The following is a 16,424-nucleotide window of genomic DNA, read 5'->3' as shown; positions in this document are numbered from 1 at the left end:
AAGATAAAATTTGAGATAACCCACATAAACATTTAACCATTAAACTTTGCGTACTCCTCTGCGCCTCTGCGTGAAAAAAAACTCTATCTTTTATAACCACTGTCCACCACGAAAACGCCAACGGGGAAAAATAATTCTCATTAAACTTTGCGAACTCATAAAAACCGCCAACCAAACTACAGAATAATGTAATAAAAACGCCCCTATTGATAATTCCTCTTTTGGTATAGGTATAGGTAAAAAACCAAAAATCTTTACTCCACAAAACACAAATATCATCTCCCAAATACCTGCAAAAAATTGATAAGCTGCTGGCCAGTCTCTATCCCAGCGTGATTTTTGCAGATAATTATAAACAACATCCCAACCTAAACCAAAGATAGCAACATAAGCAAGAATGAAAAAATAAACAATATTTGCACCAGAACCTATTAACCCCAGTGTAAAAGGTAAAGATACTAATACACCAACAGTTGCTAATAATAATAATCGAGTTTGCCAACGACCAAATAAAGTAGGAGTCATAATATTTCAAGGAGTCAGGAGTCAGGAGTCAGGAGTCAGAATATATAAAATCATAAATTTGTTGATTGAAAATAGATACCCGACTTGTTTAAGAAGTCAGGAATCTAAATATTAAGTGTGTTCTAATTTCAAGTGATAATCTACTTGACAATGATATTGAGATAGTTCTGACCAGTTGAGGACAGCTTCTAATAAGTCTTGATAACCAAGAGTGTTCGGATGAAGTCCATCTGCTGTCATGCGTTCACTTCTCCAGATTTGACTGTGTGATATCCATTGATCAAATATGTCTAAATAGGGAATCTTTCGTTGTTCACAAGCTTGACGGGTAGCTTCTTTGTAGCGATATTGGTCAGCATGATTGTAATATAAACAATCGAGAAAAGGCATTTTGCTTTCATCAACCGGGACCATACCGACAAAGAGGACTGGACAAAGTTGTTGTGCTTGATCTAATAATGTGGCGATCGCTGTTTCAAATTCCGCAAAATCTGTATAATTTTTGCCAGTGGGACGACCTAAACGGGGTGAGTCGTTAACGCCAACAGAGAGGATAATTAAATCAGGAACTCGGTTTCTAATTTCTCCCCGGTGACGAAATTCCACTTCTAACCGTTGTGAAACTTGCTGAATGCGATCGCCCCTGACCCCTAAATTATAAAGCACATGACCCACACTATCCGGTAACATCCACCATCGGCGCAGTTGTTCTACCCAACCACCTTTTTCATAGTCTCCATATCCATATACTAAACTATCCCCCAAGGCGACTATTTTTAAAGGTTGACATAGTTTTGGCGTAATAGACAGCATTGAGGAGGAAGGTTTTACAGTTTGCATCTTAAACAAGAATGTAATTGATATCTCTACAATATTCTAGACATTATTACACTATTGTATGGTATATTTTTTATCTTTTATGCACAAAGTTAGAACCCAAAATCCAAAATTTCAAATTAGGACTATTAAACCAGGCACTAATTTGAAGTAGTTACGTCAAAAACGTAAGCATTCAACCGTCGGTTTCCGTCAGTACCTGAAATATGAAATACAAAGAATGAAAAGACACAGATGCAGATAAATAACATTCCTGAAATTAACCTGAAATTAAAACCTCTGAATCCTGGCTATTAGCTGTTTCCTGATTGCTGATAGCTGAATACTTACATTTTACACATCCTCAGAAAATATGAATCATAAATTACTTCGCAATTTTAGACAGCTGCATAAATGGTTAATTCAAACCTCTTACCCAAGAGTGAAATTCAATTTTTTTTCTTCATATTGGCAACATATAAAAACAATGAGTGGGCATCACAAATTTTTTAAAAGGTTGTTTCCCTTTTTGGTTTTAATTTCTTTTGTCACTGTTTTATTAACAAATACCTTTACACCCGTTAACGCCCAAATACCAAGACAAGAAATTAGAGGTGTATGGATTACCAACAATGATCTTAACGTCTTTAAAGATCGTACCAAAGTTAACGATGCTGTTACTAAATTGCGTCGGCTCAATTTTAATACTATTTATCCCGTAGTGTGGAATTCTGGTTATGTCATGTATCCCAGTAAGATAGCCAAAGATTTAGAAATTCAACCTTTTGTATTTCGTGGTTCAGATGGCCATGATATTCTTGCCGATGTAATTAATCAAGCCCATCGTCAAAATTTACTGGTAGTTCCTTGGTTTGAATTTGGTTTTATGACTCCCCAAACTTCAGAACTAGCATTAAATAAACCAGAATGGTTAACAAAAAAGCGGGATGGTAGCGAAACTTCTGTTAGTGCAGCCGGTGAAGTGACATGGTTAAATCCCTTTCATCCAGAAGTACAACAATTTATTACCGATCTCTTGGTAGAGCTAACATCAAATTATGATATTGATGGTATCCAGTTTGATGATCATACAAGTTTACCCCATGAATTTGGTTACGATCAATATACAGTTGATTTATATCGCCAAGAAATGGAAAAAGATCCCCCAGCAGATTCTCAAGACCCAGAATGGGTAAAATGGAGGGCAGATAAAATTACAGATTTCATGGTGAGACTTAATCAAAGAATTAAGCAAATCAAACCAAAAGTAATTTTTTCAGTTTCACCTAATTACTACGATTTTGCATATAAATTACAATTGCAAGACTGGCTTAATTGGGTAAGATTAAACATAGTAGATGAACTAATTGTACAAGTTTATCGTTCTGATTTAAACAGTTTTTCTGCTAAAATTTCCCGTCCAGAAATGCAAGAAGCACAACAACTAATCCCAACTGGAGTGGGAATAATGGCAGGTTTAAGAACTAGCCCCGTATCAATGCAACAAATTACAAATCAAGTGAGAACTGCCCAAAGACAAGGATTAGGTGTGGTTTTCTTTTATTATGAAACTCTTTGGAATCATTCTCAAGAAACATTCCAAGAACGTCTTGCAGGATTTAAAAATCTTTTCCCCTATCCTGCTTGGCGATTAGCAGCAGAATAATTGTTGATTGGATATTGGTGATTAGTGATAGGTGATTAGTGATAGGTGATAGTTTATTGGGAAACATAAAATTGATTACCCAGTCACCAGTCACCAGTCACCAGTCACCTATGATGGTGCTTGATTAAAAACCCATTTTATCCACTGATTTAAAGAACTAAAAGTATTTAACCTTTTCACACCAGGCGCACGGGCAATATACATCCCATCCACAGCAACTAAAGCCGCATATTGTAACCCTAAAAAACTATCAACTGCTGCATAGTGTCCACCTAAAGTTATTGCCCCAGATACATACATTTGACCTTGAGTATTTCGCATTTCTACTAATTCAAAATTGTTGGCTACTACTAATCTTTCTAAATGATTTAAAGGTAGTTTGTAATGTTCAACTAAATCTTTTAATAAGGGATTAGTTTTAACTTTCGCATCAAGTCCGGTAGCATCAATAATAAAATCAGCAGTTAATTTCATTTCCCCAAAACCCTTTTCTTGAATATGGGTAATAGTGTGGTTTTGGGCATCTCTTTCTACACTAACAACTTGACCAAAAGTAATTTGATACCAACCTTCTTTAATACCTTCTTCTGTGATTCTTTGCCAGTCTCCACGATCTGCGGTAGTAGTTCCTCCCCAGTCAGATAATAACCTTTGACGTTCTTCTGGGGTGGCTTTTTCTAACATCACTCGTAGTTCACCACCCCAACAAGCTTTTGGCCAGTTAAAAGGTTGCAACTCGTAGTGATTTTTAACCGGACGTTGGGCTTTTTGAAATTTGTTACCCTGGGGTTTAGGCGATCGCATTAAATGTAAAACTGTAATATTCCGATTTTGTTTTCTCACCTCATAAATACGTTGTAAAATTCGTGAAGCTACAATACCCCGTCCTCTAATTAAAACAGTACCACCTTGTTTTTCTAACTGTTCATAGACATGATTATGGTCTTCATAGGCATTGACTACAGATTTAAAATCTTGATATTTTTCCCGATATGCTTGTAAATCTGGTAAAAATTGAATAGCGGGATATCCCGTAGCTAAATGTAAATAACGACAAACTAAAAAAGCATAATTTCCCGGACTACGAGAATAAGCAACACAATATCTACCATCTTCCGTTTTTCTAATTGCTCTCACTCTACCATAACGATAAATTTTATCCCAACTAATACGTTTAGCTTCCCGATCTATAGAATCAAAAACATTACCCGCACGGGGCGTATAAGTTTCTGCAAAAGTTGGTTCATTAAAAACTTGCCATAAATATTGAAAAGCTGAATTGATCTGACCTTTTGTTAAATCATGCCAAGATTCTCGCAAAGCATAACTAGGCCATCCCCAAATATTATCAGGACAAGAATCAGAATTAGAACGCAATCTTTCATGTAAAGGAATTTGAGAATTTAAACATAAACGCTGATAACGTGCATAAGGTTTTGATTCTAATCCTACAGCAATAATTTTTTCAGATTTAACACCACTAATTCTTAATAAATCAACCCAAATAAAACTACCCAAACCAGCACCAACGGCTAAATAATCACATTCATCAATAGGTAAACCAGTAGCATGAATAGCTTGTAAATCAACTTTGTGATTCTGAAATTCCGAAGGTGGAAAATTACTTCCTAAAGGTGTAACTGGACGAACTGGAGATCTATTAGGATCTGGAAGATTAGTATTAGGATTAAATTGAATAGTCGAAGGATTATTAGGTGTAGGAATAACAGTATTTAATCCAAACTGGACAGTAATCATATAAGGTCCAATTTGCAAAGTATCACCATTAGCTAACTGACAGCGTGTTTGTTTTTGTCCATTAACATAAACACCATTAGCACTATTTTGATCAATAACTACAAAATTATTTTGTTCCCAATCTTGTTCCCAATCAATTAAAGCATGATAACGAGAAACTTCATTACTATTTAATAACATCCGCGAAACACGCTGACCCCTAATTTCTGTTGGTAACTTAGCAAATTCTCGACCAAAAGCAATAGGGACATTTAATTTAGGTTCTCGTCTTTCTCCCGTTGTTGGATCTTCCCAACTTAATTGAATTTGTAAATTAGTCATTAGTTATTAGTTATTAGTTGTTAGTTATTAGTTGTTAGTTATTAGTTGTTAGTTATTAGTTGTTAGTTATTAGTTGTTAGTTATTAGTGGTTTTTCCCAGTCACCAATCACCAGTCACCAATCACCAGTCACCAGTCACCAGTCACCAATCACCAGTCACCAATCACCCAATAAGTACACTAACAGCAGCAGCTAAAGATGTACCACACCAAGGACAACCTATTTGTAAATTTTCTGGTGGGGAAACTTTATGACATTTAGGACAGTCTAAACCATACACCGGATTTGGTTGTGTTGGAATTGACGGTTTATGATGATGATGTACGGGTTGTTTTGGTGGTTGGACTATGATGGTAGAGGGAATACTACTAACAGAAATTGCCGTAACTTGTAGTTGTTGTTGTCCTAAATAAATAATGCTTTTTTCATTTAAAGCTATTTCCCCTTTAACTAAAGATTTACCATCTATTTGTGGGGGGTTTATTTCCCGTAAATTTCTAATATAAAAACGTTGCTTTTGAGCATCAAAAAATATTTCAATATGTAAACCGGATACTGTTGGATGAGTTAAAACAATATCACACTTTGCTGGATCACGTCCAATGCGACAAGTACCAGCGTTTTTGCTGTTATGTTTTTCATAAATTTGTTGAATTTTATTTTGACCTGCTTCTTGCCACTGTAAAGTTAGTACATTCATGATTTTTAGATAACGTTAATATTTAATGAATTCAACTTTATGCTGTGGGATTCCTAACATGATTGGTAGCCATTTAGCAAGTCTTGAGAATTAAAATTAAAGAATGATTATCTTCACCATATATACTTTTTATACTTTATCTGTTAGATGCTAGTTTATCAGCAATGCGGGTAGTTTCGGGCAACCGATATTTAGGTGTACACCGTAATACATAGTCAATTGCTGTAGGTAAGCTAATACGATGGCCTGTGGAGATATATAAAGGTTTAACTCCAGTACGAGTCCGTAAAACTGCGCCTACGGTTTCATTTGTATGTATTAATGGTTGCCAACTTCCTCTAACTGCTGGTAATTCTTCATATTTGCCAATAAGTAAAGATTTTGCTACACCTATAGTTAGTATATCTACTAAAACACCTAAATGGCAAGCTATTCCAAATCTGCGTGGATGGGCAATTCCTTGACCATCACATAATATTATATTAGGTATATTTTTAATTTTTTCCAAGGCATCAAGAATAGCGGGTATTTCCCGAAAAGATAAAAATCCAAGTCAGGACTTACGCAAAAGGAAACGAAAGTAGGGGTAATTCATGAATTACCCCTACGCAAGAATAAGGTTTTCAGTCACATCTTGCGTAAGTCCTAATAGTAATAAGTCCATTGTTCATAAATTGTGCTGATATCGAACGACAAACTAAGCTAGAGAATTTATCAAAACAATAACTAATATCTTGTTTGGTTTGTACCACAGAAAGTTGATCACTTCCTGCTTTTGCTTGAACAGGTATGATAAACTGCATACCATTGTTATTCACACCAACATAAACCTCATCTATTTCTATTTGTCCAATACCCTTAACATTAGTTCTGAGGTGATTTTGTAAAGAGTATGCTGTAATGCTCAGAAATATATCTATTAAACGATTATATCGGATTTTAGTTAAAAGAGCTTGTTCATCACCTGACATATATTGATTAATAATTTCAGGTGTTGCATCCGGTATTTTAATTGGTATTAAATTTTGATTGGGAATAATCCGATTAATCTTTACCAGTCGAAAGCAATAGTTACCAGTACCATTTAATTCAATAATCCATTCTAACCCTTCGGGAGCAGTATCTGTAATTACTTTAGGTAGTGGTTTTCTAAATCTAAAAGAATAGAGAATATCTCCTAAATTTTTAGCTGATTGAATACCTAACTCTTGAGCAATTTCAGGTAGTTCATTCCGATTAAATTCAAAATATTCCAATCCACTTGTGTAATAACGTTGGAAAATTCCGATAATAACCGAGTTATATAAACCTTCTTTCATGGTACTTATTCCTTGGTAAAAAACATCGTTGAGTGATAATCATTTTTTTCTTGTTCTAGGTTCTATAACATGAGGGTTCACTCCAAAATATTTAGCTGCATCTGACATATCAAGTGTTAATAAACTAAGTTCATCTAAAATTTTAACACTTGTGGGTTGTTCAACTTCCACATTCAAAACCTTAATAATTTCCGCTGCTACTGCTTGCGCTAAAAGTGGAGGAACAGAATTACCAATTTGTCTAAAACCATGCCATTTTGTGGGATGAAATCTAAACCAGTCAGGAAAGGAGTGTAAACGCGCAGCTTCCCTAACAGTGATACATCTTGGTGTAAATGGATGTATAGGACGAGGAGAGGTAAAAGCACCTTTATTACTAGCTGTTCCTGCTCTTAATGTATTACATAAACCGTCAGGATCGAGTTTATAAAAACGGCTAATTGGTTCATTTTTACCATGAGGAGTTGACGCAAATCTTTCTTCAGATGCAGGACTATGTTTTGTTCTTAAACTCGATGTTAAAATGTGATGATCAAATTTACGGGAGTAGGAATAATTATTATTAGCAATGCACAGATTACGCATTTTCATCCCGTATTTACTGGGTTTACCAAATTCAGCTAAAACCCAATCTTGTTGTAATAATTCTGGGTAATTTTCAATTGTTGGTAAATCTTGTAATGCTTCCCACACCGTAGGGGTTGCAGGTAGTTTCACAGCTTTTTTTGAGTTAGTATTTAATTTAGCTGGATGGGTGATTTTATCAGGATAATTTGGTAATTCTAAATCTCGACGACAACCTAGTAAAAACAATCTTTCTCGATTTTGCGGTACTCCATAATTAGCAGCATTTAAAACTTGATAATTATGATTTACTTTATAACCGTTATTTTCAAAAGTATCAATAATTTCGGCAATAAATTCTTTGTGTTTATCTACTGTCATTCCTTTAACATTTTCCATAACAAAATATTTAGGTTGTAATTCTAAAACCAACCTAATAAAATGAAACACTAAAGAATTTCTGGGGTCATCAAAAGACCGTTTACCAATTAATGAAAACCCTTGACACGGTGGACCACCAAAAACAACATCAATTTCTTGATTTTCAATTTCGCTACTATTTCTAATTTCTAATCCTGTGGTATCTTCTACACTTTTACATAACACCTTCCAAAAAGGAAAATTAAATTGATGAATTGCACAATGTATAGGGTCTAATTCTACAGCAGCAAGGACATCAAAACCAGCTTGTTCAAAACCCAGGGTCATTCCTCCTGCACCTGCAAACAAATCAACTGCTATGGGTCTTTTTTTCATCATTGATTAGTTATTGTTTATCAATATAACATTATAAATTGTAAGGGTTGAGTAGTGCTAAACCCCTACAGACTTATTTTTTCTATTTAATTAGAGAATAGGGAATAGGGAACAATATAATAAATCTTATCACCAATTACCAATTACCAATTACCAATTACCAATCACCGCATTTCTAAAATTTCCTTAGCAGCGCGATCGCACACTCCCAAATCTCCCAGACATTGCCGCATTTCTTGATAATCTAATAAAGTTCTTTCCCGCTTTTCAGTATTTAATAATAATTCCATTCCTGCTTGAGTAATATTCTCTACTGTTGCTTGTTCCTGTAAAAATTCTGGAACAATTTCCCGCATCACAACTAAATTTACAGGTGAAGCAAAGGGAATTGAACCTTTAAGAATTTTCCGCGCAACCCAAGCAGTAAAAGGACTAAGACTGTAAACTACTACCTGGGGAACATTAGCTAAAGCTAACTCTAAATTTGCTGTTCCAGATTTAGTAATTGCCAAATCTACAGCAGCAAAAATTTCCTGTTGTTTACCAGATAATATTGTTGCTTTTAAACCATAATTTTGAATAGATTTTTCAATTTTATCTCTAAATTTTTCCAAAGATAAAGGAATAAAAAACCGCGCTGTTGGTAACTTAGATTGAATATTTTGAGCAGCTTGAAAAATGACAGGTAATAAATATTTTAATTCTTGACTACGGGAAGCAGGTAAAAGAGCGATCGCTATTTCTCCCTCTTTAATTCCTAACATCTCCCGTGCAGTTTCCCGACTCGGTGCATTAGCCATTTTATCAACTAAAGGATGACCCACCCAATTAACTTTAGCCCCTTTTTCTTGATAATAACGAGCTTCTTCTGGGAAAATTGCTAATAGTTTATCTGTAAAACTAACAATTTTTTTAGTTCTCTCCAAACTCATCGACCACACCCATTCTTGAGGCGCGATGTAATACACCACAGGAACATCGGGAAAATGTTCATTCATATAACTACCAATCCCGATATTAGGAGTCATATAATCAATCAAAACTATGATATCAGGGGGATTTTTTTGTAAATAGGCGATCGCCCTTTTTTGTACCTGAATAGTAGGAATAAAATACGGCAAAGCTTCAATTATACCCATCGAACCAATACCGCTAGTATCCCCTAAAATTGTCGCCCCTGCTGCGGCCATCTTCTCACCACCCAAGGCCACAATGTCTAAATTTAACCCCAAAGCTTGAGCTTGATTTTGTAGCGCCGTAATTAATAACGCCCCTTGTAAATCGCCAGAAACTTCCCCAGTGCTGATAAATATCCGCATTTGAATTTTAGATTTTAGATTTTAGATTTTAGATTTTAGATTTTACATTTTAGATTTATAAGCAATTAGCTTTTCCAGGTTAAGCCAAAAATCATCCCAATTATAATCTACTGTTTTACCAAATATTCTGACTCCTGACTCCTGACTGGGAATTTTAGATTTTAGATTTTAGATTTTAGATTAAAAAATTTGATACAGGTCTGAGTCCTTCAAAACGGAGAAATACTCGCTGCGCTGTGTACGCTTCGCTAACGTCAATCCAAAATCCAAAATCTTCAATCCAAAATCGAGTGACTTCTGTTCTAGATATGATTCATCATTCATCACTCGCGGTACTCTTTCCCTTTCCAGGAATTAAACCGCGTCTTCCTGGCATTTGCGACAATAGCAGAAAACGGCGGAGATGTTGCAACTGTGCGGTATCTCCCAACAATTCCAACTCTGCCAAAGCCTCTTTAAACAGCAAATCAGAACGGTAGAGAATGCGAAAAGCTTTTTTCAGCAATTGGAAATCTTTAGCGGGCATTCCTGAGCGTTTTAACCCCACCAAATTGAGCGATCGCACCCGTGATGGATTGCCCTCAACCAACATATAAGGAGGAACATCTCGATCAATGCGAGTCATCCCACCAATCATAGACATACCACCGATATGTACAAACTGATGAACACCTAAAACCCCGCTTAATCTGGCTCTTGACTCGATGTGAACATGACCCGCTAAAGCCACAGAATTAGCAATAACCACCGAGTCCTCAATCACGCAATTATGTCCAACATGAACATAAGCCATCAGTAAATTACCGTTACCGATGATCGTCGCCTCACCCCGGCCAGTAGCGCGGTTAATAGTTACATACTCACGAATAGCATTATTATCACCAATTTTTACCCAAGTAGGTTCTCCCACATACTTGAGATCCTGGGGTTCCATACCAATAACAGCACCGGGAAAAATATGATTTCCCGCCCCGATTTCACAAAGACCATCTAAAACTGCATGAGCGCCAATTACAGTTTCCGGTCCGACTTTGACATTCGCTCCAATCACAGCATAAGCACCGACTTGCACCGTTGAGTGGAGTTCCGCATCAGGATGTATTACAGCAGTTGGATGAATAAGTGTCTTCAAGGGTGACTCTCCAGAACTGAGTTCATTGAAAAAAAAGTGTCGGGCAAAATAAGTTATGTGTGTTATGTGTGAGGATAACGAATTTTGGATTTTAGATTTTAGATTTTGGATTGAAGATAGCTATCTAAAAATAACAAAAGGGTACAAGTACCTAAATTTATTATTGAAACAAATCTTAAACCTTAAATCCAAAATTGTCTGATCAAAGTCCAGCCAACAGTAAATACGCTTGTGATTTTTCGTGTTTACAGTTATTCTTACTTATAATTGACTTAGGGCAGTTTACGGCTATGCCCCAAATCTAAAAAGCCAAATTCAGCCTAGTTGTAGCTAAACTTAGCTAAACTTAGCTAACCAAAGAAAACATTAGCTCCCCTTCAGCAGCCAGTTGTCCATCAACTTCGGCTCGTCCTTGCATTTTACCAAAACGACGCTGCTTAATAGACAACAGTTCCACTGTCATAATTAACTGATCACCAGGTACGACTTGGCGACGGAAACGGACTTTATCAATACCCACAAACACAAACAGTCCTTTTGGTATATCAGGCATTTGGGTCATAATAACCCCTCCAACCTGCGCCATCGCTTCTACAATGAGTACACCAGGCATCAATGAGCGTCCGGGGAAATGACCTTGGAACTGAGGTTCATTAAAGGTAACGTTTTTTACACCCACAGCCAATTTTCCAGGAACATAGTCAATAATTTTATCGACAAGCAAAAAAGGATAACGGTGCGGTAGCAGTTGCTGAATCTCTTCCACCGTGAAGGTTGTTTTAATTGCCGGTGTATTGGTTTCCTGATGTTCTCCTTCAGATGTAGTCACTTGAGTAGAATTAGCTTGGGTGAGAGTTGACATTGGTACTATATTTTATAAGAATCTGGAAATTAAGTAGGCTAGAAAATAGCGTACAATCTTAAATTTTAGTTAATTTTTAGCCAAATTCCTCAGCAAAATTCTAAAATCTTCTTTGCCAACTGAATATGGAGATTGTGACTAGCTTTGTAAGCCAAGAAGTGAGCAACAGGAAATTTACCTAATAAGCTAATATCTCCCACTAAATCCAAGATTTTATGACGTACTGGCTCATTTGCAAATCTTAACGGTGGATTTAGCCAACCATCAGCACCACAAACAAGAGCATTATCCAAGCTGCCACCTTTGATCAATCCTGATTTTTGCAGATATTCAATTTGATGTAATAACCCAAAAGTACGAGCCGGTGCAATTTCTGTCACAAAGGAATTTTCCGTATTTTCTAGATTACTAGATAATGAGAAACTGTACCATTGATTACCAATTGCAGGTACATCAAAATCAATCCCATAGCTAAAACGGGTTTCTGGTGCGGGAAAAGCGCAGACAAAAGTATCACCTTGATGAACCGAAATAGGTTCTTTGATAACTATAGGCGCTGATTCATCACCAACAGACTGTGATACCAAACCCACAGCAGCAATACTATCAGTCCAAATTTGAGCCGAACCATCTAACAGCGGTACTTCTGGTCCATCAATTTCAATCCGCGCATTATCCACACCCATAGCGGACAAAGACGCTAACAAATGCTCTACCGTGCGAACATAAATCTCATCTGTCCCCAACTGAGTCGAGAGAACAGTTTGATTAACTGTTGCAATTTTAGCAGGAATTATCGGCGAATTGGGCAAATCCACCCGCACAAAATAGCGATCGCTTCCCGGTTCTCCTGGTAGTATCCGCACCCTGGTATTTACACCGCTATGCAGTCCCACACCTTTGTGGATAATTTCCCCAGCTAATGTGTGTTGGTGCATAGCCTAAAAACCAATATATGATTTTGCTTTTTGTTACTCATTTGTTCTGTATGTAGTAAACACCCTGAAAGTAGAAGTCAGGAGTCAGGAGTCAGGAGGTAAATATTTATCCCCAGTCACCAGTCACCAGTCACCTCTTAAAACCTTTCCCCAATCCCAAAGTTGATGCGGCTATCACCATCATCACTTAAACCATAATCTATGCGAATAGGTCCAAGTGGAGACTGTACACGCACACCTAAACCATAACCGTAGCCGCTACCATTTTTGTTAAGAATTTCTGCTGCTCTGGTACTACTTCCCAAATCACTACCATAATCAAAAAATAGTGCGCCACTGACTACAGAGAAGACAGGAAAACGATATTCAACAGATGCTTGTACATAACTACGTCCAGTGGCTAATCTACCTTCATCGTAACCACGCACAGAATTACTACCGCCAAGGGTAAAAGCTTCGTAGGGGGGTAAGTCTCCGAGAATTGTACCACCTTGAAGGTTAAACGCCAGAGTTTGTGGACCTTTGCCAAAACTCAAAAAGTTCACAGGCAAATATTGGCTGTAGTTACCCCTAACTCTGGTCAGGAAAATATTACCTGAGCCTATGGGTACAGATTGATCAACTCCGACACGGAGATAAGAACCGTTGGTAGGTTGTAAGGGATTATTACGGCGATCGCGTTGTGCGCCCAGTTGTAATAGTAGTAAATCGTCTTCACCTGTTCCCGATTGGGTTAGGGGAATCCTATCGCTAATTGGTTGACCATTATCATTAAATCTTGCCCCTTCTCTTCTCACATTACCATCAGCATCACGGCTAGAAACTCGTTGATACTGCAACCCAGCTGAAGCCACCCACTCTGACTTTTCATAAGGATTAGGAGAAAGAGGACGAGTAAAAGAAACGCCACCACCTAAACGGGTAATCCGGGGACGATCTTGATCATTTGTATTAGTGGGATTATTGGGGTTATAGGTTTCAATGTTGTCATCCTTACCTTCAAAAATCAGAGAAATTGAACGACGACGGAAAATATTAGCTGTATAAGAAGTGCGGTAAGGATCACCCGCAATCCACGGATCTGTCAACCGCAGATCAAACAGCAGTTCTCTTTCACCTAGCTGCACTTCTGCCCCTAGTTTCTGGTTTCTACCTCCCAGGTTTTGCTGTTGATAGCTAATTGTACCAAATAATCCACTGGCAGAACTAATACCAGCACCAGCAGCTATTGAACCACTGCTGCGTTCAGCTACATTCACCACTACATCAACTTTACTGGGGTCTGTGCCAGGGTCAAGGGACACATTCACATCTTCAAACAATCCCAGCCCAAATACTCTTTGTAAGTCTTTTTGGACTGTATTACGGTTAAATACTTGACCAGACTTTAATTCTAATTCCCGTTTAATTACATATTCTTTTGTGCGTCCCCGAATGGGTTCTCCTTTTTCGTCTACTTCCTGTCCTTCTTTATTACGGAAGCGAACTTTGACATCTTCTACTACCCCTTCTGCTACTTGTAGGGTGACAACTCCGGTTTCTGAGACTTTTGGCGCTCCAATGAGGTTGGCCAGTACATAACCTCTGTCTTGATACTCTTTGGTTAACTGTTTAATTCCTTCTTGCAAGTCACGCAAGTTGAGGATTCTACCATACTGTTCACTGAAGATTTTATCTACTGTGTTAGTTGGGAGTACAGAAGGAACATCAGTTCCAGGGTTAGCTTCGACTTCTACTTTACTCAGGACAGGATTAGGATCAACCACGAAACTCACCCTTACACCCACAGGTGTATCTTCTGGTACGGCTCGCACGTTAGAGAAGAAACCTGTGGCAAATATAGCATTAATATCTTCTTGTAATTGGGAACGGGTGGTTGTTTGTCCTGGTTGGGTACGAATCACTCGGTAAACTTGGTTTTCTAGTTCTGGTGAGATTGCTCCATCTGGTGATGTTACTGCTACTTCTGACACTAGTACACGGGGTTCCGTTGTTTCTGAATTACTAGGGAAAGTCGGTTGTGCTGTGGGTGGCTCGGCATTTTCCTGGGTAGAATTGGTATCAGGATTTACTTCTGGCTCTAGAACTTGTGCTGTTTTTGCTGGTGTTGTTGCCGTTGATATAATTACTTCTGATTTTGCTTTCTGTTCTGAGTTGCGAGATGATGCAGCTTTGAGAATTTGAGCCGTTTTTGAGGGTGTTGTTGCCGTTGTTATGATTACTTCTGGTGTTGCTATTGATGCTGAGTTAGCTGTTGGTGAGACTTTGACAGCAGGTGTCGATGAGTCAGATTCGGGTTTTATAACTACTGCCTTTGCCAAGACGGGAGTTTCTTGATTTGCGCTAACATCATTTTGACCAGTTTCCTGTGGTAGTGGCTGGTTGGTTTCTACCGTGGCAACCTCTGTTACTTGCTGGGTTTTATCAGGAGTTTGTGCAGTCGCACTGAGTGAGTTGTCAACAGGGACAGCGATGGCTACAACTGCCAGAAATACAGGAGATAAATGCTTTTTACTCATATTCCTCTTCACTACCACACACAATTAAGTCATTCGTCATTCGTCATGAGTCACTGGTCATTAGTCATTAGTCATATCAGAAAAATGACTATGTACACACAGTTAATTTTTGCTCTCTACTACTTGTAATACCCTTTGTAAAACCTCCTGGTAGGCATTTTCTACATTTCCTAAATCCCTACGAAACCGATCTTTATCCATTACTCGACGGTTAGGATCATTTTCTGTCATATCCCATAAACGACAGGTATCAGGACTTATTTCATCGGCCAACAACAACTGCTGTTGTGAGTCCAAACCAAATTCGAGTTTAAAATCTACTAGGGTTATGCCGCACTTTTGCCAAAAGCTTTTGAGAAAGTCATTGATTTGTAATGCCAGATGGGCAATACTGTCAACTTGTTCCTCAGTTGCTAGTTGCAGGAGCAGTAAGCGATCGCGTGTGAGTAGAGGATCTCCCAATTGGTCATCTTTGTAATAAAAATCTACCAAAGGCTGTTCCAGAATTGTACCTAGTGGCAATCCTGTTTGTTGACAAAGACTACCAGCAGCTATATTTCTGACCACAACTTCCAATGGCACAATCTTAACTGCTTTCACCAGCATTTGATTGGGCGCTGGACAATCAATATAATGTGTCTTGATGCCATGCGCTGCCAACTGTTCAAACAACTTGCTGGAAATGGTGCAGTTTATGCTACCTTTTCCCTGGATGCTACCCCGCTTTTGAGCATTAAATGCAGTTGCATCATCTTTAAAATCAGCCAACAAGACTTCAGGATCGTCTGTGGTGTAGAGAATTTTGGCTTTGCCTTCGTATAGTTTGGTATTAACAGACATGGTGGTAGATACATTTGCAGGGCAATGGTTTCCAGCTTAACCATTTTATCAGCCGAACGCTACACAAGGGCTGGCTTTCCTGTCCATACCGCAAGATTTATAACATGAATATGTGTACTTCATTCACTCGCAACGTGATGTAACTGGTAACCCATAACCTATAACTTATAAGAAAATGGGCTGAAAACCCTTGAGGCTTCGCCGTGAGCTTCAGCCGAACGGTTGAGTTTTGGAGGGTAGCGGAAAAACTTAACCGTCCTTGAGGCAAGGGATGAAAGCATAAGGAGGCGTTTACGCCTCAGTCACCTGTGCTATAATCATTCTCACAGGAACGGTAATCAACCTGTATAAAAACCTAACTGCCTAACGGCAATCTGTACCTTGACAAC

General features: G+C 37.9%; 14 protein-coding genes and 1 pseudogene. 2 read left to right on the top strand and 13 right to left on the bottom strand.

The window, feature by feature from the left end:
- Positions 1-90 precede the first annotated feature (90 nt).
- Both PN497_RS07105 and PN497_RS07100 read right to left on the bottom strand, forming a co-directional pair.
- Positions 91-525 (bottom strand): hypothetical protein, encoded by a 435-nt coding sequence (locus tag PN497_RS07105; RefSeq protein ID WP_096570415.1) that lies wholly within the window; start codon positions 523-525, stop codon positions 91-93.
- A gap of 111 nt (positions 526-636) precedes the next feature.
- Positions 637-1,365 (bottom strand): GDSL-type esterase/lipase family protein, encoded by a 729-nt coding sequence (locus tag PN497_RS07100; RefSeq protein ID WP_096570417.1) that lies wholly within the window; start codon positions 1,363-1,365, stop codon positions 637-639.
- Between the two features lie 463 nt (positions 1,366-1,828).
- Here PN497_RS07100 and PN497_RS07095 point away from each other — a divergent pair, with 463 nt between their 5' ends.
- Entirely contained in the window at positions 1,829-3,007 is a 1,179-nt protein-coding gene (locus PN497_RS07095; RefSeq protein ID WP_272109853.1) for a glycoside hydrolase family 10 protein, read from the top strand.
- Between the two features lie 108 nt (positions 3,008-3,115).
- On the opposite strand, the gene PN497_RS07090 is transcribed toward PN497_RS07095, so the two are convergent.
- A complete protein-coding gene (locus PN497_RS07090) occupies positions 3,116-5,086 on the bottom strand; it encodes an FHA domain-containing protein (RefSeq protein ID WP_096570420.1) in 1,971 nt (656 codons plus the stop codon).
- Between the two features lie 73 nt (positions 5,087-5,159).
- Here PN497_RS07090 and PN497_RS07085 point away from each other — a divergent pair, with 73 nt between their 5' ends.
- Complete coding sequence (locus PN497_RS07085) at positions 5,160-5,282, top strand: hypothetical protein (RefSeq protein WP_272109852.1); 123 nt, start codon at positions 5,160-5,162, stop codon at positions 5,280-5,282.
- Here PN497_RS07085 and PN497_RS07080 read toward each other — a convergent pair.
- The 10 genes and pseudogenes from PN497_RS07080 to purC form a co-directional block, all read right to left on the bottom strand.
- On the bottom strand, positions 5,250-5,786 hold the full coding sequence (locus PN497_RS07080; RefSeq protein WP_096570422.1) for an FHA domain-containing protein: 537 nt from the start codon (positions 5,784-5,786) through the stop codon (positions 5,250-5,252). The genes PN497_RS07085 and PN497_RS07080 overlap by 33 nt on opposite strands.
- Positions 5,787-5,922: 136 nt before the next feature.
- Positions 5,923-6,336 (bottom strand): annotated as a pseudogene (gene nfi, locus PN497_RS07075) (deoxyribonuclease V); the annotation flags it as partial.
- A 73-nt stretch (positions 6,337-6,409) separates the two neighbouring features.
- Complete coding sequence (locus tag PN497_RS07070; RefSeq protein ID WP_096570423.1) at positions 6,410-7,105, bottom strand: endonuclease; 696 nt, start codon at positions 7,103-7,105, stop codon at positions 6,410-6,412.
- A gap of 39 nt (positions 7,106-7,144) precedes the next feature.
- Complete coding sequence (locus tag PN497_RS07065; RefSeq protein WP_096570425.1) at positions 7,145-8,428, bottom strand: DNA cytosine methyltransferase; 1,284 nt, start codon at positions 8,426-8,428, stop codon at positions 7,145-7,147.
- Positions 8,429-8,589: 161 nt separating this feature from the next.
- Positions 8,590-9,744: a lipid-A-disaccharide synthase gene (lpxB, locus tag PN497_RS07060; RefSeq protein ID WP_096570427.1), complete on the bottom strand. Its 1,155-nt coding sequence runs from the start codon at positions 9,742-9,744 to the stop codon at positions 8,590-8,592.
- Positions 9,745-10,060: 316 nt separating this feature from the next.
- Complete coding sequence (lpxA, locus tag PN497_RS07055) at positions 10,061-10,876, bottom strand: acyl-ACP--UDP-N-acetylglucosamine O-acyltransferase (RefSeq protein ID WP_096570429.1); 816 nt, start codon at positions 10,874-10,876, stop codon at positions 10,061-10,063.
- A gap of 346 nt (positions 10,877-11,222) precedes the next feature.
- Entirely contained in the window at positions 11,223-11,738 is a 516-nt protein-coding gene (gene fabZ / locus PN497_RS07050; RefSeq protein ID WP_096570431.1) for a 3-hydroxyacyl-ACP dehydratase FabZ, read from the bottom strand.
- An 89-nt stretch (positions 11,739-11,827) separates the two neighbouring features.
- A complete protein-coding gene (gene lpxC, locus PN497_RS07045; protein WP_096570433.1) occupies positions 11,828-12,676 on the bottom strand; it encodes a UDP-3-O-acyl-N-acetylglucosamine deacetylase in 849 nt (282 codons plus the stop codon).
- Positions 12,677-12,813: 137 nt separating this feature from the next.
- Positions 12,814-15,195, bottom strand: a complete 2,382-nt coding sequence (locus PN497_RS07040) for a BamA/TamA family outer membrane protein (RefSeq protein ID WP_096570435.1) — start codon at positions 15,193-15,195, stop codon at positions 12,814-12,816.
- A 102-nt stretch (positions 15,196-15,297) separates the two neighbouring features.
- Positions 15,298-16,035, bottom strand: a complete 738-nt coding sequence (gene purC / locus PN497_RS07035; protein ID WP_096570437.1) for a phosphoribosylaminoimidazolesuccinocarboxamide synthase — start codon at positions 16,033-16,035, stop codon at positions 15,298-15,300.
- Positions 16,036-16,424 lie beyond the last annotated feature (389 nt).

It is taken from the genome of Sphaerospermopsis kisseleviana CS-549, assembly GCF_028329225.1.
GTDB classification, from domain to species: domain Bacteria; phylum Cyanobacteriota; class Cyanobacteriia; order Cyanobacteriales; family Nostocaceae; genus Sphaerospermopsis; species Sphaerospermopsis kisseleviana.
The sequence above is the reverse complement of the archived record's forward strand: the minus strand, read 5'-3'. Positions and strand labels throughout refer to the sequence as shown.